Here is a 21400-nt window from a genome sequence, read left to right on the forward strand (position 1 = left end):
GGTCAAGCCTTGAAGTCATGGGCGGTCAGGCCGCGCTGGCGGGGGGCATCCCATGGATGGCCGTTTTTAACAAGGTCATACGCGCCGTCGCGGCTCACAAGCGTGGTGTCGGTCGGGCGCGGGTGCGCGCACCCTTTGGTACAGCCCGATACGTGGAGGCCCTTGGGATAGTGCGGTGCGAGGGTCCGGGCGAGGGCGCGTGTATCGACGGATGCCGCAGCACAGCCCGGCGCGCCGGGGCAGGCGTGGACCCTGAGCAATGGGTCGTTGTCGGTTGCGATGAAATCGGTGTTGGTGGTGGGCAAGGCGTCTTCGAGCACAAACAGGCGCCACGGCGTGACCCGCAGCGCGCTGGCGGCACTGTCGTGGATCAACAGGGCCAATGCATCGGCATTCAGGCTGCCGAATGGCGCGCCCCAGATGGCGCCGTTGGTCCACGGTCCGGGACGCAAACGGCGCGCAGGGGCGGCGGGGACTGTCGCAGCCCAGGCGGCTGGTGGTGCTGTGTTGGCCACGTGCCGCGCCACACGTTTTGCCGCGCCGCCGCCGGTGTTCAGAAACCACGTGGCCATGTCGATCAACGCGGGCACGGCATCCTCTTCGGCGATGATGCGCCCTCGGCTGACCCCGTCCAGCCGCAGGATCAGGGCCCCATCCGCCGTCCGCTCAAACCGGAAATCTGCCGGGGAGTCCTGAAGCAATGGCGCGGGTCCGGTGTCGATGGCAATGCCGACTTTGGCGGGCAGCAGTGGCAATTCGTTCAGGCCAGCGACCAATGCGGCATGCAGGCGCGTGGTCAGATCGTCGGGTGTCCAGGTGGGCGTCACCATGATGTTGCGCCGCGCCTCGGTGTCTGCGTCGTTGTCGATCAAACCATGGGTCGCCAATTCGGCGATCAGCTTGGCGTGATCCCCTTCGGCCACGCCGCGCAGTTGCAGGTTGGCGCGGCTTGTCAGGTCCATCAGCCCGTTTCCAAACCGTTGCGACATCTCGCACAGCGCCAAAGCCTGTTCGGCATCCAGCCGCCCCAGACGCGGGCGTATGCGCACCAGCAGGCCGTCGCCCGACATCATCGGCCTGTGCGCGCCGGGGCACCAGCCCTTGACCTGCGGAGCGGCTGTCATTGCGCGGCCTCAAGTGCCGCACGGATCGAATTGCGGCGCGTTTGCCAGAGGCCCGCCGCATCCAGCGCCGCAAACTGATCGACCATCGCCTGATACGCGCCGGGATTAGCGTCTTGCAGGAATGCGGCGACCTCGGGATCCCCCAGCGTGGCGTCGTGATAGGCGTCAAAGAGGTGCGGCCCAACTACATCCGCCAGATGCGCAAAGGCGGCCATGTGATCGAGGGTTGCTGCAATTTCTGCGCCGCCGCGAAACCCGTGCCGCATCATGCCGCGCAGCCAATCGGGCTGGGTCGCGCGGGCCTGCACGACGCGGGCGATCTCTTCGGGCAGTGTGCGGGCGCGGGGGCGGTCGGGCTGGGTGCTGTCGAGGTGATAGAGGGCGGCTTGCCCACCTGTGACGGCTTGGGCGGCGGCAAATCCGGCCTCGTGCGCGGCATAGTCGGAGGCCAGCAGCACGTCCGTCTCGGGCAGGTCCTGCAGGTGGACAAAACTGTCTGCGGCGGCGACGCGGGCGCGGATGCCATGGTCGTCCCTTGTGGCGGTTGTGCCGTCCAGCGCATAGGCGCTGGCGGCAAGCCAGGCGTTGCCCGCCGCCGCGCGCGCGTCATCGGTGAAGGTCTCGATATCTGCACCCATGCCAAGGCCAAAGTTGCCGGGTGCAGGGCCGTAGACCCGCGCGGTTGCGGCGTGCCCGGCATAGGGGTTCCAGTCGGGTGCCTCATCGCGCGCCGCCAGCGCCCGCACCGCTTGCGAGAACAGCGCGGAGAGCGTGGGAAAGACATCGCGGAAGAGGCCCGACACCCGCAGGGTCACATCAATGCGCGGACGGTCCAGATCGGTGATGGGCAGGACTTCGATCCCCGACACCCGCTCTGAGCCTTTGTCCCAGACGGGCTTGACCCCCAAGAGGTGCAGCGCCATGGCAAACTCTTCGCCCGCCGTGCGCATGGTGGCTGACCCCCACAGATCCACGATCAGACCGCGGGGCCAATCACCCTCTTCCTGCAAATGGCGGCGCACGAGCTCTTCGGCCAGCTTCACGCCCTGTGCATAGGCAGCGCGCGTCGGAACACCGCGCGGATCGGTGGTAAAGAGGTTGCGACCCGTGGGCAGTACGTCGCGCCGCCCGCGATAGGGGGAACCGGACGGCCCCCCGGCAATGCGCTTGCCGTTCAGCGCATCGATCAACGCCATCTGCTCGGTCTGCGCCGATACCGCGTCGCCGTCGGGCGCACCTCTGCCCCAGACATGCAGGCCGTCGCCAAATTGGCTTTCCTTGATGTCACAGACAAAACGGTCAATCCGCGTGATTGCCTCGGCGCTGCACGATGCACGGTCGAGGCCCAGATCCTGTTCGACCCCGATGGCCTGCGCCTCGGCGCGGATGTCGTCCTGCAACCGGTCGCGGCGTTTCGGGTCCAGCCCGTCCGCGTTGGAGAACTCATCGAGCAGGGTTTCCAGTCGCAGGAACCGATCCGGCGTGGCACTGGCCTTCATCGGCGGGGGCAGGTGGCCAAGCGTCACCGCACCGATGCGCCGCTTGGCCTGCGCAGCCTCGCCGGGGTCGTTGACGATAAACGGGTAGATCACCGGCAACGTCCCGGTCAGCACCTCGGGCCAGCAGGTGTCGGACAGGGCGACGGACTTGCCGGGCAGCCATTCCAGCGTACCGTGTGCGCCGATATGGATCAGGGCTTGGGTCTGAGTTTGGAGCCACAGGTAGAAGGCGACGTAGCCGTGGCGCGGCACCCGCGACAGATCGTGATAGTCGTCATCGCGCTGCTTGGGGTTCCCGCGTTCGGGTTGCAGGGCGATCAGAACCTTGCCGCGCCGCGTGGCGGGAAAGTGGAAATGACCCGCCTCGGTATCTGCGTCTGGCTTGCCCCAAGCGGTTTCGAGGTCGTCGTGCAAGGACTGGGGCAGACGGGCAAGGGCCGCTTCGTATGCGGGCAGCGGCCATGTGATGGTTTCGGTCGCCAGCGCGTCCGTAACGGGAGTGAGGTCGGTGTCATGGCCCGCAGCGCGTAGATCCGACAGGATTGCATCCGTCGAGGCCAGCGCATCCAGGCCCACCGCATGGGCCATGTTCCAATCTTTGCCCGGATAGGTACTGAGCACCAGTGCGAGCGTCCGTTCGGCAGGCGGTGTCGCGGCCAGATCGGTCCACGCCTTGACCCGGTCCGCTACATTGTCGATGCGCTGGGTGTCAGCCTTGTGGGCATAGCGGGCAAATTGCAGCGCGTCGTCGCGCGGCTGGGGTTCCTTGAACGACGCGACGCCTGCAAAGAGGCGGCCATCAACCTCCGGCAGGACCACGTGCATGGCAAGGTCGGTGGGTGACAGTCCGCGCTCCGCCTCGGCCCAGGCCTCGCGGGTGGAGGTGGCCAGTGCGATCTGGAACACCGGCACGTCGCCCGCATCAAGCGGCGACGCGCCATTTGCACCGATGCCGGAAAAGGCGGTGGCATTGACGATGGCCGCAGGGGACAGATGCGCGATCTGCCGCGCCATCCACGCTGCCGCCTCGGGCGCCTTGAGCGACGGTGCAAAGAGCGCGAGCACCCGGAACCCGCGCGCGCGAAGTGCGGTGAAAAGCGCCTCGATTGGCGACAGGTCGGCGGCGGCCAGATAGGCGCGGTAGAACGTCACGACGACCAGCGGGCGCGCATCCGCGCACAGAACCAACGGGCAGGCGACGCCGTCCTCCGGGGTCCATGCGCCGACTGATGGGAGTGCTTTGGAGCCGCGCACCGGTCCCGCATAAAGGCCCGAGGCCAGTGCCATCTGCGCCAACGCCGCCTGTGCCGCCACTGCGCCGCCGGTGTCGCAGAGATGGGCGAGGCGGCGCAGTGTGGAGACCGGGAGCGTCGAAATCTCGTCAAGCCGGGGGTCCGGTCGACCATCCGCAGGCAGCACCGCCAGCGCGATGCCCTTGGCCCGGCACAGCGCCTCGACCTGCTGTAGCCCGTAGGACCAGTAGGGCACGCCGCCGATCAGGCGGATCAGGATGCCTTTGGCCCCTTCAAGCGTCTGTTCGACATAGGTGTCGACCGACAAGGGGTGCTTCAGCCCCACCAGATTGGCCAGCCGGACGGTTGGCAATTTGCCTTCCGCCCGGTGATACGCCGCCGCGAAGGCTCCGAGGTCGCTGTCCGAGAACGACAGCACCACCAGATCCGCAGGCGTCTGCCCCAGATCGGTTGGCGTCTCGGTCTCTTCGAGCCCGTGGCTTTCGCGGAAAACGACGTGCATAGGTGGCTTTCTTTACTCGGCGGCTGCCAGAGCGTCGGTCAAAGCGGCGCGGATCGCTGTTTCGTTCACGTCGTCATGTTCGGCAATCACGACCAAACGACCCTGCCGCGCCTCATCAGGCCCCCAGGGGCGGTCGAACTGGTGCCGCACACGCGCGCCCACGGCTTGTACCAGCAGGCGCATCGGCTTGCCCGCGACGGCGGCGTAGCCTTTGACGCGCAGGATGTTCTGCGATTTCGCCATGGCTTCGATCCGGGCGACAAGCTCTGCGGGGTCGGCGACTTCGGGGATGTCGATGATGACGCTTTCAAAGTCGTCGTGCTCGTGATCGTCGTGGCCGTCGTGATGGCTGGGCCGCGCGTCCATGTCGTCTTCGGCGGCCGCTTCCAGCCCAAGGATCACACGGGGGTCCACAGCGCCTTCGGCCACTTCGACCACCGGCAGGGGGCGGGGGGCCTCGGCGACGATGATCTCCTTTGCCCTGGCGATGCCGTCGGGACCGGCAAGGTCAGGCTTGGTCAGCAGGATGATGTCGGCGCAGCTGATCTGGTCCTCGAAGACCTCGGACAGCGGCGTTTCGTGATCCAGGCTGTCATCGGCCTCGCGCTGGGCATCGACGGCGGCGACATCCGGCGCGAACCGGCCCGCGGCGACAGCCTCGGCATCGGCAAGGGCGATGACGCCATCCACGGTGATGCGGCTGCGGATATCGGGCCAGTCGAACGCCTTGAGCAGGGGTTTGGGCAGGGCGAGGCCGGAGGTTTCGATCAGGATATGCTCGGGCTGCGGGTCCAGCGCCATCAGCGCCTCGATCGTCGGAATGAAGTCATCGGCCACGGTGCAGCAGATGCAGCCATTGGCCAGCTCCATGATGTTTTCGGCGGGGCAATCGGGGATCGCGCAGGATTTCAGGATGTCGCCATCGACACCCACGTCGCCAAATTCGTTGACGACGACGGCAAGCCGCTTGCCTTGCGGGTTCTGCATCAGGTGACGCACGAGGGTCGTCTTGCCCGAGCCCAGGAAGCCGGTGATGACGGTGACGGGGACTTTGTTCAGGTTGGCCATCTCAGAACTCCTGTGGCGGTATGCGGGCGATGCAGTTTTTGCGGAAATGTTCGGGGCGTTCGCGCCACGGGACCAGCCCGTCGGCGGTGGCGGCGTATTTGGCGATGCCGTCAACAACCATGTCGGCGTCGCGGTCCTCCATCAGGTTGCCGTAAACATAGGTCCAGCGGCGCGCCCCGCCGCGCACGGCGACAGAACAGCCCGATGAGCAGTTGGACAGGCATTCCACGGCCTTCAGCGTCACGCCTTCGGGCATGGCGCGGCCCGCCAGTTCGGCATGCAGCGCCTCGCCGGGGCGGATGCCGCCCTCGGCGATGTCCATCTCGCGGCGGCATTTGACGCAGACCAGCAGTTCCACGGGGGGCAGTTCGGCCATGGTATTTCCCTGTCAGGGGACGGCATGGCAGATGGCGGGCGGCCCAAAAGGCGCATTGTCCCGACACCCGGAACACCCCGCCCGGTTTCGTTTCACGCGGCTGGCAGGTCTCCCGGCTTGCGGATGTCAGGTTTCCCTGTCGGCGGCCCTGCCTTCCCGACGCGGTGGTCAGTGGCTGTGGGCGACCTCTCCGGTCACGGTCGCGGGGGCGGCTGCGTTTTCCAGGGTTTTTCCTACAGAAAAACCCAAGAGCGGCATTCCCTTTTCACCCAAGGCACAAAACCCCGGGCACCAGCCAAACCGTAGTGCGCCCGCCCCGAAACAGAGTCAAGCGCGTTCAGGATGGTGACGCGGCGGTCGGTCGGCTATTTTGCCATGAGAGAGGATCGCGAGATGCCGCAAAAGATCATCGTTTGGGATTTCGATGGCGTGTTGAACGCCAATATCGTGGATGGCCGGTTTGTCTGGGCCGACCGGTTGCAGGCGGACTGGGGGATCGATGTAGCGGCGCTGGCGGGCCACCTGTTTCATCCCGACAGGATCGGTCACATCATGCGTGGACGGGTGGATTTGCGTGACGCGCTGGCCGAATGGCTGGACATGGCGGGCCACGATGTGGATGCCGATGCCTTTCTGGCCTACTGGTTTGCCCGCGATGCGTTGCCCGATGCCGCGGTCATACAACAGTTGAGCCGCCCCGGCGCGCGCCATGTGATCGGCACGAACAACGAACGCAGGCGGGCGCGGTATATCGAGGATCAAATGGGTTTTGGCACCCGCGTCGAGCATATCTTTGCCTCTGGCCGCATGGGGCACGCGAAGCCCGACGCCGCCTATTTCGCGCATATCGAAGACTGGAGCGGTGCGCCCGCGTGCGATCATATCTTGATCGACGATACGCGCGCCAACGTGGACGCGGCAGCGGCGCGCGGGTGGCAGGTGTTTCATTTCACCGACCGGACACGGGATGATCTGGTCGCTTTTCTGGATGTTATGGTCTGAGGCCGGCAAGACCGCTGGCGCTTGCCGCGAAATGATGGCACCAAAAGGGTCGCAATCCCGGAGGACGCCATGGACGACATCACCACCCGCCACAACGCCAAGATGAAAAAGATCAAGGCCGCCCGCGACAAGATGATGGAGACGAAGACCGAGGAAAAAGGTCTGATCATGGTGCATACAGGACCCGGCAAGGGCAAATCGTCGTCCGGGTTCGGGATGATCATGCGGTGCATCAGCCACGGGATGCCCTGTGCCGTGGTGCAGTTCATCAAGGGCAACTGGGACACGGGCGAAAAGACGTTCCTGCGCGACCGTTTTGCAGATGAATGCCGGTTTTTCGTTTCTGGTGAGGGGTTTACCTGGGAAACGCAGGACCGCGAGCGGGACATTGCCGCGGCTCAGAACGGGTGGCGGATTGCCAAGGAACAGATTTTGGACCCAGAGGTGCAGTTCGTGCTGCTCGACGAGATCAACATCGCGCTGCGCTATGATTATCTGGACATCGACGAGGTGGTCGATTTTCTGATGAACGAAAAGCCCGAGATGACCCACGTGGTGCTGACAGGCCGCAATGCCAAGCCCGAGCTGATCGAGGCGGCAGATCTGGTGACCGAGATGACTCTGATCAAACACCCGTTCAAGGATCTGGGCGTGAAGGCCCAGAAGGGCGTGGAATTCTAGGCAGCCATGTCGCGGACCCTGATGGAACACAAGACGCCCCAACATGCAGCGGTCTATGGCTTTTATGAAAAGCTCTATACCGTGATCGACCTGTCTGCGGGGCTGTTGTTTCTGGTCGGGTCGGTTCTGTTTTTCTGGGAGGCCACGACCTATTTCGCGACATGGCTATTCGTGATCGGGTCGCTATTGTTTGTGGCCCGGCCCGCGTCGACCTTTGCGCGTGAATATCACATCGCGAAACTGCCGCTGCCGGGGGATGATGATCCGGCATGACGTGCGTTTGGCATATCGGTCACGCGCCATGATCATCGGCCATTTGCCCGCCGGATATCTGGCCGCCTGCGCACTCGAGGCGCCGTTTGACCGCGACCGCGTCGTGTTCTGGAGCGTGATTGCAGGCGCGGTGCTGCCGGACCTCGACATGCTGCGGTTCTTCTTTGTCGATGACGGGACGGTGCATCACCATACTTACCTGACCCATGATCCGACGCTCTGGCTTAACGTGCTCATCCTCGGGTTTGTGTTCACTTCGCGCGTGTTGATCGGCGTGGGCATCGGGACGATGCTGCACATGCTGCTCGACACGATCGCGGGGGCGATCGTCTGGGGCTATGGGCCGTTGTCGGTGTCCGGCCCCATTGTGACTGTGCCCGCGACCCAGGATCATTGGGTGCTGTCCTTTGTCCTGCATTGGACCTTTGCGGTTGAATTGGTGCTTTGCGCGGCGGCGACATACGTATTTTTGCGCCGTAGGGGACGGGTATGACCAAGGCCCTAATGCTCCAAGGCACGGGCTCCAATGTGGGCAAATCCATGCTGGTGGCGGGCCTGTGCCGGGCGGCTGTCAAACGGGGCCTGTCGGTGGCACCGTTCAAGCCGCAAAACATGTCCAACAATGCCGCCGTCACCGCGAACGGGGGCGAGATTGGGCGCGCGCAGGCGTTGCAGGCGATGGCGTGCCGCCTCGCGCCACATACGGACATGAACCCCGTCTTGCTGAAACCCGAGACGGATGTGGGCAGTCAGGTGGTGGTGCAGGGCAAGCGTCTGACCACAGTCAAGGCGCGCGACTATGCCCGCCTCAAGCCGACGCTGATGGATCCGGTGCTGGACAGCTTTAACCGGCTGAAATCGAGGCATGATCTGGTGTTGGTCGAAGGGGCGGGCAGCCCGGCCGAGGTCAACCTGCGCCCCGGCGACATCGCCAATATGGGCTTTGCCCGCGCCGCCGATTGCCCGGTGATCCTGGCCGGAGACATCGACCGGGGTGGCGTCATTGCGCAGATCGTCGGCACGCAGGCGGTGATTGACACAGATGATGCGGCCATGATCGCGGGCTTTCTGATCAACCGGTTTCGTGGCGATCCGCGCCTCTTTGACGATGGCTATGCGATGATCGAGGCGCACACGGGCTGGCGGGGGTTTGGTGTGGTGCCGTGGTTTGGTGACGCCTGGAAATTGCCCGCCGAAGACGCGCTCGACATATCGACACCGCAGCGTGAGGGCGGGCTGCATGTTGTCTGCCTCAAGCTGTCGCGCATCGCCAATTTCGACGACATGGACCCGCTGGCCCATGAGCCGGGTGTGCGGGTGACGATGCTGCATGCGGGGCAGGCCTTGCCCGGTGATACGGATGTGGTTGTGATCCCCGGCAGCAAATCCACGCGCAGCGACATGGATTTTCTGCGGGCGCAGGGCTGGGATGCGGACATCTACGCCCATGTGCGCCGGGGTGGGCATGTGCTGGGCATTTGTGGCGGGTATCAGATGCTGGGCCATGCCATCGATGACCCGGACGGGATCGAGGGCGCGCCGGGCAGCGCGGCGGGGCTGGGCCTGCTGGATGTGCGCACGGAAATGACCGGGGACAAGCGTCTGACGGAAACGCAGGCCGTTCATGCGGACAGCGGACTGGCCGTGACTGGCTATGAGATACACAAAGGACGCACAACCGGGCCGGACTGCGCCCGTCCGTTTGCCCGGATCGGGGACAAGGCCGATGGCGCGATCCGAAGCGATGGGCGCGTCGTGGGCAGCTATTTGCACGGGATGTTCCGCGACGATGCGTTCCGGCGGCATTGGTTGGCCGGTTTGGGGGCCAGTGCTGGCAACGCGGGCTATACGCAGACGGTTGAGGCCACGCTGGATGCGCTGGCCGATCACCTTGAGACCCATCTGGACGTGGACGCGATTTTGGCTTGCGCCCGCTAGGCCTCTGACCGACAGTCGCCGGCATGCCGCATATCACCTTGGAATATTCCGCCAATCTTGACGCCCATCTGGACATGGGCGCGCTCTGTGTCGCGCTCAAGGATGCGGCGGCGGCCACGGGCATCTTTCCCCCAGCGGGCATTCGCGTGCGTGCCTTTGCGGCGCAGCATGTTGTGATTGCCGATGGTGATCCGCAGCACGGTTTTGTCGACATCAACATCCGTCTGGCCGCCGGGCGCGACGCTGCGGCCAAAACGCGTGCGACGGATGCGGTGTTTGCAGCGGCCCAGGCCTTTACCGCCGATGTGATGGCTGCGCGGCCCTTTATGCTGTCGTTGGAATTGCGCGAGATCGACGCGACATACAGTCGAAAGGCCAGCTCGATCCGCGACTACTTGCCGCCGGACATGCACTGATCAGTCAAAAGTAAATTCCGGCAACTGGTCAAAGGCTAACGTCAGCGCCTCGCCCCACCCATTCGACACAGCCTGATAATAGGGGTCGTCCTGTTCGATCCGGGCGGCGTGACCGATGGCAAGGCTGTCAGCGTCATAGGCAATGTAGTCGAGGGGCAGGCCCACGCTGAGGTTCGATTTGATCGTGGAATCAAAGCTGACCATCAGCAGTTTCAGCGCCTCTTCAAACGACATCTCGGGACGCAGTGCGCGCACGAGGATCGGCTTGCCGTACTTCGCCTCGCCGATCTGGAAAAACGGCGTGTCGTCCGAGGCTTCGATAAAGTTGCCCTCGGGATAGATCAGAAACAGGCGCGGTGCGGACCCGGCGATCTGGCCGCCCACGATCATAGTCGCGCCAAAAGCGCCGTCGGCCTCCATGCCAGTGGTGGCATTGGCGGCGATCACCTCCTTGAGGGTGCGGCCCACCTCGCGCGCGATCTGGAACATCGACGGCGCTTCGAGGATCGAGGGTTTGCGGTCTTCGGGCGCTTTGGAGCGTTCGTCCAACAGGCTGATCACAGATTGCGTGGTGGCAAGGTTGCCCGCCGTCATGATCACGATGCTGCGTTTGCCGGGGATGTCCCAGCTGTGCATCTTCTTGACGGTCGAGATGTTGTCCACGCCTGCATTCGTGCGCGTGTCCGACATGAAAATCAGCCCGGCATCCAGGCGCAATCCCACGCAATAGGTCATAATCTGGTGTGCCCTTGTCCCGAGTCGCCTAAATCTGCGCTATTGTTGCTGGACCTGCAAGGACACCGACATCGCCTCGCCTGCAAGACCATAGCGCAGGCCCGAAATTGGCGCGGCGCCCCGGTAATCCAGACCCGTTGCCACACGGATATAACGCGCGTCGGGCGAAATGCCGTTTGAGACGTCGAACCCGACCCAGCCGAGGCTTGGCACGTGGACCTCGGCCCAGGCGTGGCTGGCGTCCTGATCAACGCGGTCGTTCATCATCAGATAGCCCGACACGTAACGCGCCGGAAACCCCATGGCGCGTGCGGCAGTGATGAACACGTGCGCATGGTCCTGACAAACGCCGTGGCCGAGGGTGATCACATCCTCTGCGGTCAGATCGGGCGCGGCCTGATCGGTTGAATAGGGGATGCGCGACAGCACCAGTGCCGACAGCGCGTGCAGCGTGCTAAGGTCGTCGTCCTGACGTGTCGTCGCCGCGACAAGGGCGGCGGTGCCGTCACCGGGTTTGGTCAAATCGGTGCTGCGCTGAAACAGCCACAGCGGCACGAAACCGCCCTGCGGCCCGACCACGCCTGCGCGGTCTTCGGTAGTGACTGTGCCGCGGCAGATGATCTCGATCTCGGATTGTCCGGGGGTAAAGCTGACCAGATCGACAGAGTTGGCGTGTTCGTCCTCGAACGCCACTTCGACTTGCCCGCCCAGCACTTCGATGTCCCAGGTTTCGACCAGTTGACCGGGGCGCGATTTGGGCCGCAGCCGCACCTGTTGCAGGCCATATGGCACAGGCGCGTTGTAGGTATAGTGCGTCCGGTGTTCGACGTTCAGTCGCATGGTCATTCGGTGAACCTGTAGTCAATTTCGATCTGGCGCCCCAACCGGGCGCTGTCGGCCAGAAAATCCGAGATGAATTCGTGCAGGCCGTAGTCAAAGATGGCGTTCATGTCATGGGCCTTGAACTTGTGGCATAGGGTCTCGGCCAGCGCGTGACAGGGGTGGCGCGTGTCGTATTCCTGCGCAATGAACCCAAGGTTTTCGCCGATCTTGCCATAGCAGAATGCAAGGCTGCGGGGCAGGCGCCCATCAAGGATCAGAAACTGGGCAATGGCGCGCGGGTCCGTTTCGCCTTCGTGCAGGGTCTGGTAGGCCCGTGTGGTCGATGTTGCACGCAGGATCGTGTCCCATTGCACGTTGTCGGACGCACTGCCCACCAGCCGCACAGAGGGCAGCAGAATATAGTATTTCTGGTCCAGAATGCGCGCTGTGTTGTCCGCCCGTTCAAAGAAGGTACCGATGCGGCAAAAGTTGTAGATGTCGTTGCGCACCATCGACCCATGCGACGCACCCCGCACGATGGCCGTGCGCTGGCGGATCACCTGCAAGACGCGCGGCAGGTCGCGGTCGGCAATGGGTTGGGCCAGTAGTTTCTTGAGCACCATGTAGCATTCGTTCACCGCCTCCCAAACCTCGCGGGTCAGTGCGGTGCGCACGGTGCGCGCATTGGTGCGTGCGGTTTCGATGCCCGCCATGACACTGCCGGGATTGCCCGGATCGCGCAGGAGAAAGTCGATGATCTTGGGGCCATCGGGCGCGCCATGTGCCGCCTCGTAGGCCGATTTCAACCCGGTCGAGGACAGGATGGCGGTCCACTCGCTTTCAGCCGCACTGGACCGCGTCAGCGAGATGCGCAGGCCCGCATCGATCATACGCGCGGTGTTTTCGGCCCGTTCGAGATAGCGGAACATCCAAAAGAGGCCGCCAGCGGTCTTGCCCAACATCGCGCTACTCCTCCAGCACCCAGGTGTCTTTGGTTCCGCCGCCCTGGGACGAGTTCACCACCAGCGACCCCTCGGTCAGGGCCACGCGGGTCAGACCGCCGGGCGTGATCTCGATCCGGTCGGGCGACACCAGCACAAAGGGGCGCAGGTCCACATGGCGCGGCGCAAGCCCCGCCTCGGTCAGGATCGGCACCGTGGACAGCGCCAGCGTGGGCTGGGCGATGTAGTTGCCGGGGTTTGCCTCCAGCTTGGCGCGGAAGGCCGCGATTTCCTTTTTCGACGCGGCCGGTCCCACCAGCATGCCGTAACCGCCTGATCCATGGACCTCTTTGACAACCAGATCGGCGAGGTTGTCGAGCACGTATTTCAACGCCTCGGAGTCTGAACAGCGGTGCGTCGGTACGTTTTGCAGGATCGCCTTTTCGCCGGTGTAGAATTCGACGATGTCGGGCATATAGCTGTAGATCGCCTTGTCGTCCGCGATACCGGTGCCGGGGGCATTGGCGATTGTGACGCCGCCTGCGCGGTAGACGTCCATGATGCCCGGCACGCCCAGCATGCTGTCGGGGTTGAACGTCAACGGGTCCAGAAAATCATCATCAACACGGCGGTACAGCACGTCGATGGGCTTGTACCCACGGGTTGTGCGCATCGCCACACGCCCGTCAACGACGCGGAGATCGTGACCCTCGACCAGTTCCGCGCTCATCTGATCGGCGATGAAAGCGTGTTCGTAGTAGGCCGAGTTGTGGATGCCCGGGGTCAGGACCGCCAGCGTGGGCCGCCCTTCGCAGGCGTTGGGTGCGCAGGCTGACAGTGACCGACGCAGGGACCGCGGGTATTGGCTGACCGGCTGCACTTTGACCTTCGAGAACAGCTCGGGGAACATGTGCAGCATGGTCTCGCGGTTCTCGAGCATATAGCTCACCCCAGACGGGGTCCGCGCGTTGTCCTCGAGCACGTAAAACTCGTCATCGCCCGTGCGCACCAGATCAGTGCCAACGATGTGGGTATAGATGTCGCCTGGCGGGGTCATCCCGATCATCTGCGGCAGAAAGGCGTCGTTGCGCGCGATCATCTCAGCGGGCAGGCGGCCTGCGCGAATGATCTCTTGGCGGTGATAGATGTCATGCAGGAACGCGTTGAGCGCGCGCACGCGCTGTTCAATGCCTTTGGCGACCTTGGCCCATTCGCGCGCCGCCATGATGCGCGGCACCAGATCAAAGGGGATCAACCGTTCGGTGGCGTCCGGGTCACCATAGACATTGAAGGTCACGCCGATCAGCCGGAACAGCGCCTCGGCCTCTTCGGATTTTGCCAGCAGGCGGGCGGTGTCCTCGTTCTTGAACCACGCGCAGTAGTCTTCGTAGGGGGCACGCGGACCGTTGCCGCGACCAGTCATTTCGTCGAAAAACTGTGTTTGCTTGGCCATGCCATCCAGCCTGCACATTATCTGTGCCCTCGCAACCGGCTTGCTGAGCAAATGGCCTGATCTGCTGGATTTTGACCAAAAAACAGGCGTTTAAGTCGGGGCGCAGGTGTCAGATGACATAGGTATCGAGGTCTTCGGCAACGGACCAGTCCACCGTACTGTGCACACGCGCAGGGTCAAAAGACGCATCCATATGGCGGCGGAAATGGGTCAGCAGCACTCGCTTGACCCCGCTTGCCGTTGCCATGTCCACGATCTCTTGTGGGCTGGGCGACAGGGCCATCATTTCCGCACTGGCGGGGTCGATGTCCAGCCGGTAGCACCAGTGCAACAGCAGGTCCGCGCCGCAGGCCATGGCGGTCAGTTTCGCACTTGGGCCAGCGTCGCCTGAATAGACAAATCTGCGCCCCTCTGCGGCGACGGCAAAGGCGAAACAGTCGAGCCAGGGTTGCGCATGCGGCACCTCGCAGGTGCTGATCTGCCAGCCGCCGTGATCATGGCGGTGATCCGGGCCGATCTCGGTCACAACCGGCTGCGGCCAGGCACGGGGCAGAGTGCCGCCGCGGCGTACCCAGACTTCCTTGCTTTGCGGGACTTCGGTGCGCGCGGCGAGGTCATGGGCAAACACCCCGTCCGTCCCGAACAGGCGGTCGGTGACCCCGGCCAGCGGTGCGGGTCCAAACACCCGCAAAGGGGCTGCGCCTTCGTCCCAGGCGGCGTGGACCAGACGGGCGTAGTCCATCATGTGATCACTGTGCAGATGGGTAAAGTAGAGGTGCGTGATGTCGCCGGGGCGCTTGCCTGCCCGCAGCAGGTTGTCAAAGACCCCGCCGCCGCAGTCAAAAAGTACGGTGTCGCCACCCACCTCCAACATATAGCCTGACGAGGCGCGGCGCGCATACGCTTCGGGCGAGCCGGAACCGAGGATCGTCAGCTTCATGGCCCACGCTCCGGTGATGGGGGCGGGGGCGTTGCGCCGGGCGCACCAAGGGCCAGCGCCGCCTCGCGCCCCCCGTGGTGTGCGATCAACGCCGCCTGATCGGCAAAGGCCTGCGCATTGGCCGCCTCGGTGTCGCACATCGCCTCTAGCTGGGCGTGCAGGCGTGCGCGAACGGCGTCATAGGCCGGGTCTGTTGCCAGATTGGTCAGCTCTTCGGGGTCGGCAATGAGGTCGTACAACTCGTCCTCAAATCCCATGTACCGGATCAGTTTGAAGCGCCCTTGTCGCAGCATGAAGGCCCCGGAAACCGCCCCTGCGGCGTGATATTGGCTGAGCACCGGGCGGTCGGGTTCCGGGTCTACGATGATGTTCCGCAGTGGTTTGCCATGTCCCACTGGTTCTGCGCCAAAATGGTCGGTGAGTGTGGCCGTGACATCCAACAGGTCAACAGCCGTGTCACATGTGCCGCGCGCCACGTTTGGGCCCGCCATAATCAAGGGAATTGCCACGCTTTCCTCATAAAAGTTGGATTTGCCCCACAGCCCCCGCGCGCCAGCGTTGTCGCCATGGTCCGAGCTGTAGATCACCGTGGTGTTTTCAGTCAGGCCTGCGCGGTCCAGCGCGGTGAGGATCTGGCCCACACTGTGATCCAGCCAGGAACACAGACCATAGTAAGACGCCAAGGCGACCTGTCGGTCCGCCTCGCTTTCAAAATGCGCCTCGCTGTCCATGAACGCATTCTGTTTGGCGACCCATGGATGGCGGACATATCCTTCGGCGGGATGCGCCTTGGGCAGCGGCAGGGTGTCATGGGGATAGAGGTCATAGAATGGCTGCGGCACGACCAGTGGGAAATGCGGCGCCACGAGGCCTACATACAGACACCAGGGTTCCGGGCCTACCGCGTCCAACCAATCACAAGCGCGCCGCGTTACCTCCGCATCGTAGTCGGTGTAGCTGCTGTTGCCCGGCCCCAATTGCGCGCCCAGCATTGGCTCGGATGCGATCTTGCGCGTGGCTTCGTCGCGCAGGCTGGCCCAGACCATGCCCACACCGCCCGCCACCATCATCGGGTGGTGCATCCGGTCGAACCCCGTGGCGTCATCCGTGTTGCGATAGTGCAGTTTGCCGATGCTCTCACAACGCACACCGCACGCCTGAAGCGCGTGGCCCCAACTGGGCATGGACCCGGTGTAGGGCATCGCATTGTCCCACGCCCCGGTCTCGTGCACGGGCCGACCCGTGGCAAGGCTGGCGCGTGCAGGCACGCATATCGGGCTGGGGGTATAGGCGTTTGTAAACCGGGTGCCGCGTGCGGCCAGCGCGTCCAGATGCGGGGTCTGAACCACACTGTGCCCCGCGCATCCCATCGCCCGCGCCTGGTGTTCGTCCGACAGGATAAACAGCAGGTTGCGCCCGTGCGCCATGTCAGAAATCGCGCCGTTGGGCCGCCGCTTCGAGCCGGTCGAGGACGCTGAACACCGTGGCCACCTCGTCCTCGGACAGGTCGGCCATCAGAACCTTCTGGCGTTCGCGCATCATCGGCAACACCCGATCATAGAGCGCGCGCCCCGAGGCGGTCAGCGCCAGAATACTCTGCCGGTGGTCGGACGGGTCCACATGGCTGTCCATATATTCTTTGCGGATCAGTGACTTGACCGCCCGCGACACCTGCGCCTTGTCGATCTGGCCCTCACGGACCACGGCGGCCATGGTGCTTTGGCCCACATCCGCAACAAGTATCATCACTCGCCACTCGGTTTGCCCGATGTCGGAGTGGGTGCTCAGGATGTACTGGGCCTGGCTGTTGATCTGTGCCTGTAGCCGGCTCAGACGAAAGGTCAGGAACCCGCTCAGCTTCAGCGGTGGCTTATCGGGAGGCGTGGTGCTCATGGGACCACCATGTTGAAATTGGTTGACGGGTCAACATATTTTCTGTCTGCTTTGGCCATTGTCGCCTCAGATTTTACAGACGAAAGAGTGCAATGCGACCCAATATTCTGCTCATTTCCGCAGATCAGCAGCGTGCCGACTGTTTCGGGTTCAAAGGGCGCAACGTCAAGACGCCGCATCTGGATGCGCTGGCGGCTGCCGGTACGCATTTTGATGCCTGCATCACCCCTTGTGTGGTCTGCCAACCGGCGCGCGCCTCGATGCTGACTGGGCAGTTGCCGCGCACGCATGGGGTGCACGACAACGGCATCGACCTTGACCCCAAGGTGGGCGCGCGCGGATTTGCCGGGATGCTGGCGCAGGACGGCTATGACACCGCCTATTTCGGCAAGGCGCATTTTTCAACATATCATACGTTCGAGGCCACGGGCACGCCGGAATGCCTGAAATCCTCAGCCCGCTATCCCGACGACTGGTACGGGCCGTATATGGGTTTTGACCATGTGGAACTGGTGCTGGTCGGTCACAACTGGTGGGCGCCTGAAACGCCGCCCGGTGGGCAACATTACGAACGCTGGTTTCACGCAGATGGACAGGGCGCCGACAAGGTCCGCATGATGTGGGAAAACGCGGGCGACACCCGTGGTGCTGCACAGACGTGGCATTCGCGGCTGCCGGAGCAGTGGCACAACTCCACCTGGATCGGGGATCGTACCTGCGCATGGCTGCAACAGGACCATACGGAGCCGTTTTGCACCTGGGTCAGCTTTCCCGATCCGCACCACCCCTTTGATGCACCCGAACCGTGGTCGCGCCTGCATGACCCGGCAGAGGTGGATCTCCCTGAACATCGGACGCGCGATTTCACCGGCAGGCCCTGGTGGCACGAGCAGGTACTGACCGCTGAGCCCGAGGGGGCGGGCGCGGACATCCGCAAAAGCTATAGCCGCATCCCCCCACAGACCGACGACCAATTGCGCGAGATCATTGCCAACACCTATGGCCAGATTGCGTTGATTGATCACAACGTGGGCCGCATTCTGGACGCGCTGGAAACGGCGGGGTTGGCCGAAAATACGATTGTGATCTACGTGTCCGATCACGGCGACTGGCTGGGCGACCACGGGCTGATCCTCAAGGGGCCGATGCACTTTGACGGGTTGCTCAAGGTGCCGATGATCGTGCGCGGACCCGGCGTGCCAGCGGGCGCGCGGGTGGATGACCCGGTCTCTACCCTCGATCTGATGCCGACCTTTGCCGACCTTGCCGGGGCAGAGCCGTTGCACCCGGCACATGGCGCGTCGCTCCGACCGCTGTGGGAGGGGCGCGGCAATCGCGACTTTGCCTACAATGAATGGGAGCTGTTGCCCACGCGCACCGGGGTCGCGCTGTCGCTGCGCACGGTGCGAACCCGCACGCACAAGCTAACTGTCGATCTGCAATCCGGGGCGGGCGAGATGTATGATCTGGTCGCAGACCCGAACGAGCGGTTCAACCTGTGGGACGATCCGGCGCATGGCGATGTACAGGCCGAGTTGATGGCGATGGTCCACAGCCGCCCCGATGATGCAGGACCAATCCGCGCGCAGGTTGGCATCGCTTGAACCGTGTCGCCTTGCGGCGCCCTTCCCTCGGGTCGGCTGTGGACATGGCCGCGCATTCCGGCCACGGTGCCACCAAAAGGGAGGATCACACCATGGACATGTCATTCACACTTCGCCCGGAAAACCGCGATCTGCTGAACCGCGTGTCAGCCATGATCCGGGACGAGATCATACCCATGGAGGATGAATACGCCGCCGAAGTCGCCAAAGGTGACCGCTGGCAATACACCGACCGCCAGACCGAGATCCTCGAAGGGTTGAAGGCCAAGGCCAAGGCGGCGGGCCTGTGGAATTTCTGGCTGACCGATAGCGACAAGGGGTTTGGCCTGTCCACGGTGGAATACGCGCATTTCGCCGAAGAGATGGGCAAGACGCCTCTCGGGGCCGAGGTGTTCAACTGTTCCGCCCCCGACACCGGCAACATGGAGGTGTTCGAACGGTACGGCACCGACCAGATGAAATCCGACTGGTTGGCGCCCTTGCTCGAAGGGAAAATCCGCTCCGCCTATCTGATGACGGAACCGGATGTCGCGTCCTCGGATGCCACCAACATCTCGATGTCCTGCGTGCGGGATGGCGACCACTATGTGCTGAACGGCGAGAAATATTGGGCCAGTGGTGCGGGTGATCCGCGCTGCAAGGTGTATATCGTCATGGTCAAGACCGGCGGCGACGAAAACCCCAAGCACAAGCGCCAATCGATGATCGTTGTCCCCGCGGGGACAGAGGGGATCGAAGTGCTGCGCCCCATGCTGGTCTACGGCCACGACGACGCGCCGCACGGGCACATGCACATCCGGTTCACAAACGTCCGCGTGCCGGCTGAGAACATTCTGTTGGGCGAGGGGCGCGGCTTCGAGATTTCCCAAGGCCGCCTCGGGCCGGGCCGCATCCACCACTGCATGCGCGCCATCGGTCAGGCCGAGGCGGCGCTGGAACTGATGTGCAAACGGTCGCTGTCCAAAGAGGCGTTCGGCAAGCCACTGGCGCAGTTGGGTGCCAACTATGACATCATCGCTGAGGCGCGGATGGACATCGAAATGGCGCGACTTCTGTGCCTCAAGGCCGCGTGGATGATGGATCAGGGTGACGCCCGCGCAGCCGCGCCATGGATCAGCCAGATCAAGGTCGTGGCCCCGCGTGTGTCTCTCAAGGTCATCGACGAGGCGGTGCAGATGCACGGCGGACAGGGCATCAGTCAGGACACGCCGCTGGCCAATGCCTGGACCCACCAGCGGACCCTGCGTCTGGCCGATGGGCCGGATGCCGTCCACCGCCGTCAGGTCGCACGTGCGGAGCTGAGGAAATACACCCAGCGTCCGATGTAATCCGGCATCGCCGTACCCGCTTTTGTGTTGCGCCTGTCCCACATGACCTTGCGTAACAGGCCACGCACACCCACCTCTGTGCGGTGGACGCGGATCGTCCTTGCGCGGGGCGGGCCTTTGTCGGACCCTTCGGATATGGGACAAAGCATGGACCGGTAGGGGCCGGTGTTGGATGATGGATTGCTCTTGGACAGAACTTCAGGCGCTGGGCGTGCGCGCAGCCAGCGGTGCGCAGGTGCCCCCGGCACAGGCGCTGGCCTTTGGCGCGATGCTTGCCCGGCATCTGGCGGATGGCGGCAACGAAGCGCCGGTCACAGACGCATTGGCCGCACCCGGCCGCATCCGCGCCATGGCTCAAACCGTTGAGGATCTGGTCGAGGCGGCGTCGGTTACCGCGAAACCCGTTGCCACGTCGGAACAGGATGCCGGTCGGCGCGCGCTGTTGATCAGTTGGCTGAGGGGGTTGCCGTGCCAAACGGAAGTCTCGGTCATGGGGGACAATGTGCGTGCAGATCTGACCTTGTCAGAACCCAGCACCCGGTCACGCCCTGCCCACATCGCAGTCAGTGCCGATTTTGCGTCACATCTCAATGACTTGGCTGACCGCGCCCATGTGCCAAAGGGTATCAACGCCCATCAGGGTGGCGCAGGCGCGGGGCTGATGGGCCTGGAGTAAGGCCTGATCAATCCGCCGAAAACGGATCGTCCTCATAGCCAACTCCGGCCAGATATAGACCGCCCGGCGGGCAGACAGGCCCGCAGGTCGCCCGGTCACGCGATGCCAGCGCATCCGCCACGCTCTGCACATCCCGCGATCCCGCGCCCACACGCTCCAGCGTCCCGACAAAGCTGCGCACCTGATTGTGCAGGAACGACCGCGCGCGCACGTCGAAATGCGCTTCGGGCCCATGTGGGCCGTCGACTTGGGTCACATCCAGCCGGTCCAGCGTCTTGACCGGGCTCTGGGCCTGACAGATCGACGACCGAAAGGTGGTAAAGTCATGTTTGCCGATCAAATGGTCTGCCGCCGCCTGCATCGCCGCGATGTCCAGCGGCTGATTGACCCGCCACACCAAGTCGCGCAGATGCGTGACCGGCGCGCGGCGCATCAGGATGCGGAACAGATACCGCCGCTCGCGGGCCGAGAACCGGGCGTGCCAGTCTTCGGACACGCGCGCACAGTCCAGAATGGCCACCGGTGCAGGCTTGAGGTGATGGTTCAACGCCTCCGACAGGCGGAACGGATCCCAGTCCTTTTCCATGTCGCAATGGGCGACCTGCGCCAGACCATGCACGCCGGTATCGGTGCGCCCAGCGGCGACGATGGAGTGGTCACGCGGCTCCAACCGGGCCAGCGCGGCCTCGATCGCACCTTGCACGGTGGATTGTGCGACCTGTCGCTGCCACCCGGCAAAGGGGCCGCCATGGTATTCGATCTTGAGCGCGTAACGGGGCATGTGCGCGACCTAACCCGCACGCCGCTGCCTTGCAATCCCGAGGTGGTCCACCGGACAAGGGGGAACCTGCGGCACGCAATCCCACTGGCGAGCGG

The 21400-nt window shown here is 63.9% G+C and carries 21 protein-coding genes and 1 riboswitch; of the genes, 9 read left to right on the top strand and 12 right to left on the bottom strand.

Annotation, left to right across the window (positions count from 1 at the left end; genetic code table 11):
* Positions 1-2 precede the first annotated feature (2 nt).
* The 4 genes from cobG to Q0936_RS09510 are packed head-to-tail and all read right to left on the bottom strand — an operon-like array spanning position 3 to position 5822.
* The gene (cobG, locus tag Q0936_RS09495) at positions 3-1124 is read right to left on the bottom strand and encodes a precorrin-3B synthase (protein WP_299378059.1); all 1122 of its coding nucleotides are present in this window, start codon (positions 1122-1124) and stop codon (positions 3-5) included.
* On the bottom strand, positions 1121-4378 hold the full coding sequence (gene cobN, locus Q0936_RS09500) for a cobaltochelatase subunit CobN (RefSeq protein ID WP_299297634.1): 3258 nt from the start codon (positions 4376-4378) through the stop codon (positions 1121-1123). Before cobN ends, cobG begins: the two co-directional genes overlap by 4 nt.
* A gap of 12 nt (positions 4379-4390) precedes the next feature.
* Entirely contained in the window at positions 4391-5446 is a 1056-nt protein-coding gene (cobW, locus tag Q0936_RS09505) for a cobalamin biosynthesis protein CobW (RefSeq protein WP_299297633.1), read from the bottom strand.
* 1 nt (position 5447) lies between these two features.
* Positions 5448-5822, bottom strand: coding sequence for a DUF1636 domain-containing protein (locus Q0936_RS09510; protein ID WP_299297632.1), 375 nt, complete (start codon positions 5820-5822; stop codon positions 5448-5450).
* A gap of 84 nt (positions 5823-5906) precedes the next feature.
* A riboswitch (cobalamin riboswitch) is annotated at positions 5907-6133 on the bottom strand.
* 64 nt (positions 6134-6197) lie between these two features.
* Here Q0936_RS09510 and Q0936_RS09515 point away from each other — a divergent pair.
* From Q0936_RS09515 to Q0936_RS09540, 6 genes are all read left to right on the top strand, one after another.
* On the top strand, positions 6198-6824 hold the full coding sequence (locus Q0936_RS09515; protein WP_299297631.1) for an HAD family hydrolase: 627 nt from the start codon (positions 6198-6200) through the stop codon (positions 6822-6824).
* 69 nt (positions 6825-6893) lie between these two features.
* Positions 6894-7505 (top strand): cob(I)yrinic acid a,c-diamide adenosyltransferase, encoded by a 612-nt coding sequence (gene cobO, locus Q0936_RS09520; protein ID WP_299297630.1) that lies wholly within the window; start codon positions 6894-6896, stop codon positions 7503-7505.
* Positions 7506-7511: 6 nt separating this feature from the next.
* A complete protein-coding gene (locus Q0936_RS09525; RefSeq protein ID WP_299378062.1) occupies positions 7512-7778 on the top strand; it encodes a YrhK family protein in 267 nt (88 codons plus the stop codon).
* 28 nt (positions 7779-7806) lie between these two features.
* On the top strand, positions 7807-8271 hold the full coding sequence (locus tag Q0936_RS09530) for a metal-dependent hydrolase (protein ID WP_299378065.1): 465 nt from the start codon (positions 7807-7809) through the stop codon (positions 8269-8271).
* The gene (locus Q0936_RS09535) at positions 8268-9716 is read left to right on the top strand and encodes a cobyric acid synthase (protein WP_299297183.1); all 1449 of its coding nucleotides are present in this window, start codon (positions 8268-8270) and stop codon (positions 9714-9716) included. The genes Q0936_RS09530 and Q0936_RS09535 overlap by 4 nt, the downstream gene beginning before the upstream one ends.
* 23 nt (positions 9717-9739) lie before the next feature.
* On the top strand, positions 9740-10132 hold the full coding sequence (locus tag Q0936_RS09540; RefSeq protein WP_299141528.1) for a 5-carboxymethyl-2-hydroxymuconate isomerase: 393 nt from the start codon (positions 9740-9742) through the stop codon (positions 10130-10132).
* Here Q0936_RS09540 and Q0936_RS09545 read toward each other — a convergent pair whose 3' ends face one another.
* The 7 genes from Q0936_RS09545 to Q0936_RS09575 form a co-directional block, all read right to left on the bottom strand.
* Complete coding sequence (locus Q0936_RS09545; RefSeq protein ID WP_299297182.1) at positions 10133-10867, bottom strand: proteasome-type protease; 735 nt, start codon at positions 10865-10867, stop codon at positions 10133-10135.
* A gap of 39 nt (positions 10868-10906) precedes the next feature.
* Positions 10907-11713 carry a transglutaminase family protein gene (locus Q0936_RS09550; protein WP_363323302.1) on the bottom strand — a complete coding sequence of 269 codons (807 nt, stop codon included), beginning with the start codon at positions 11711-11713 and terminating at the stop codon, positions 10907-10909.
* Positions 11710-12651 (bottom strand): alpha-E domain-containing protein, encoded by a 942-nt coding sequence (locus Q0936_RS09555; RefSeq protein ID WP_299297181.1) that lies wholly within the window; start codon positions 12649-12651, stop codon positions 11710-11712. The genes Q0936_RS09550 and Q0936_RS09555 overlap by 4 nt, the downstream gene beginning before the upstream one ends.
* A 4-nt stretch (positions 12652-12655) precedes the next feature.
* A complete protein-coding gene (locus tag Q0936_RS09560; RefSeq protein WP_299297179.1) occupies positions 12656-14083 on the bottom strand; it encodes a circularly permuted type 2 ATP-grasp protein in 1428 nt (475 codons plus the stop codon).
* A gap of 109 nt (positions 14084-14192) precedes the next feature.
* Entirely contained in the window at positions 14193-15023 is an 831-nt protein-coding gene (locus tag Q0936_RS09565; RefSeq protein ID WP_299297178.1) for an MBL fold metallo-hydrolase, read from the bottom strand.
* The gene (locus Q0936_RS09570; RefSeq protein ID WP_299297176.1) at positions 15020-16450 is read right to left on the bottom strand and encodes a sulfatase-like hydrolase/transferase; all 1431 of its coding nucleotides are present in this window, start codon (positions 16448-16450) and stop codon (positions 15020-15022) included. The genes Q0936_RS09565 and Q0936_RS09570 overlap by 4 nt, the downstream gene beginning before the upstream one ends.
* Before the next feature lies 1 nt (position 16451).
* Positions 16452-16916 (bottom strand): MarR family winged helix-turn-helix transcriptional regulator, encoded by a 465-nt coding sequence (locus tag Q0936_RS09575; protein ID WP_299297174.1) that lies wholly within the window; start codon positions 16914-16916, stop codon positions 16452-16454.
* 92 nt (positions 16917-17008) lie between these two features.
* On the opposite strand from Q0936_RS09575, the gene Q0936_RS09580 reads away from it, so the two are divergent.
* The 3 genes from Q0936_RS09580 (at position 17009) to Q0936_RS09590 (ending at position 20524) form a co-directional block, all read left to right on the top strand.
* Positions 17009-18520: a sulfatase-like hydrolase/transferase gene (locus tag Q0936_RS09580; protein ID WP_299297173.1), complete on the top strand. Its 1512-nt coding sequence runs from the start codon at positions 17009-17011 to the stop codon at positions 18518-18520.
* Positions 18521-18612: 92 nt separating this feature from the next.
* A complete protein-coding gene (locus Q0936_RS09585; RefSeq protein ID WP_299297172.1) occupies positions 18613-19848 on the top strand; it encodes an acyl-CoA dehydrogenase family protein in 1236 nt (411 codons plus the stop codon).
* 172 nt (positions 19849-20020) lie between these two features.
* A complete protein-coding gene (locus Q0936_RS09590) occupies positions 20021-20524 on the top strand; it encodes a hypothetical protein (protein WP_299297171.1) in 504 nt (167 codons plus the stop codon).
* Between the two features lie 7 nt (positions 20525-20531).
* On the opposite strand, the gene truA is transcribed toward Q0936_RS09590, so the two are convergent.
* Positions 20532-21305, bottom strand: coding sequence for a tRNA pseudouridine(38-40) synthase TruA (gene truA / locus Q0936_RS09595; protein WP_299297170.1), 774 nt, complete (start codon positions 21303-21305; stop codon positions 20532-20534).
* Between the last annotated feature and the right edge of the window lie 95 nt (positions 21306-21400).

Origin of the sequence: uncultured Tateyamaria sp. (assembly GCF_947488715.1) — a bacterium.
Lineage (GTDB): Bacteria > Pseudomonadota > Alphaproteobacteria > Rhodobacterales > Rhodobacteraceae > Tateyamaria.

Excerpts from the sequence above, each read along its gene's own strand:
- Q0936_RS09570 (WP_299297176.1), bottom strand. The coding sequence starts at position 16,450 with ATGGCGCACGGGCGCAACCTGCTGTTTATCCTGTCGGACGAACACCAG.
- Q0936_RS09555 (WP_299297181.1), bottom strand. The coding sequence starts at position 12,651 with ATGTTGGGCAAGACCGCTGGCGGCCTCTTTTGGATGTTCCGCTATCTC.
- Q0936_RS09540 (WP_299141528.1), top strand. The coding sequence starts at position 9,740 with ATGCCGCATATCACCTTGGAATATTCCGCCAATCTTGACGCCCATCTG.
- Q0936_RS09550 (WP_363323302.1), bottom strand. The coding sequence starts at position 11,713 with ATGACCATGCGACTGAACGTCGAACACCGGACGCACTATACCTACAAC.
- cobW (WP_299297633.1), bottom strand. The coding sequence starts at position 5,446 with ATGGCCAACCTGAACAAAGTCCCCGTCACCGTCATCACCGGCTTCCTG.
- Q0936_RS09580 (WP_299297173.1), top strand. The coding sequence starts at position 17,009 with ATGCGACCCAATATTCTGCTCATTTCCGCAGATCAGCAGCGTGCCGAC.
- Q0936_RS09575 (WP_299297174.1), bottom strand. The coding sequence starts at position 16,916 with ATGAGCACCACGCCTCCCGATAAGCCACCGCTGAAGCTGAGCGGGTTC.
- cobN (WP_299297634.1), bottom strand. The coding sequence starts at position 4,378 with ATGCACGTCGTTTTCCGCGAAAGCCACGGGCTCGAAGAGACCGAGACG.
- truA (WP_299297170.1), bottom strand. The coding sequence starts at position 21,305 with ATGCCCCGTTACGCGCTCAAGATCGAATACCATGGCGGCCCCTTTGCC.
- Q0936_RS09590 (WP_299297171.1), top strand. The coding sequence starts at position 20,021 with ATGATGGATTGCTCTTGGACAGAACTTCAGGCGCTGGGCGTGCGCGCA.
- cobG (WP_299378059.1), bottom strand. The coding sequence starts at position 1,124 with ATGACAGCCGCTCCGCAGGTCAAGGGCTGGTGCCCCGGCGCGCACAGG.
- Q0936_RS09530 (WP_299378065.1), top strand. The coding sequence starts at position 7,807 with ATGATCATCGGCCATTTGCCCGCCGGATATCTGGCCGCCTGCGCACTC.
- Q0936_RS09510 (WP_299297632.1), bottom strand. The coding sequence starts at position 5,822 with ATGGCCGAACTGCCCCCCGTGGAACTGCTGGTCTGCGTCAAATGCCGC.
- Q0936_RS09545 (WP_299297182.1), bottom strand. The coding sequence starts at position 10,867 with ATGACCTATTGCGTGGGATTGCGCCTGGATGCCGGGCTGATTTTCATG.
- Q0936_RS09515 (WP_299297631.1), top strand. The coding sequence starts at position 6,198 with ATGAGAGAGGATCGCGAGATGCCGCAAAAGATCATCGTTTGGGATTTC.
- Q0936_RS09560 (WP_299297179.1), bottom strand. The coding sequence starts at position 14,083 with ATGGCCAAGCAAACACAGTTTTTCGACGAAATGACTGGTCGCGGCAAC.
- Q0936_RS09525 (WP_299378062.1), top strand. The coding sequence starts at position 7,512 with ATGTCGCGGACCCTGATGGAACACAAGACGCCCCAACATGCAGCGGTC.
- cobO (WP_299297630.1), top strand. The coding sequence starts at position 6,894 with ATGGACGACATCACCACCCGCCACAACGCCAAGATGAAAAAGATCAAG.
- Q0936_RS09535 (WP_299297183.1), top strand. The coding sequence starts at position 8,268 with ATGACCAAGGCCCTAATGCTCCAAGGCACGGGCTCCAATGTGGGCAAA.
- Q0936_RS09565 (WP_299297178.1), bottom strand. The coding sequence starts at position 15,023 with ATGAAGCTGACGATCCTCGGTTCCGGCTCGCCCGAAGCGTATGCGCGC.
- Q0936_RS09585 (WP_299297172.1), top strand. The coding sequence starts at position 18,613 with ATGGACATGTCATTCACACTTCGCCCGGAAAACCGCGATCTGCTGAAC.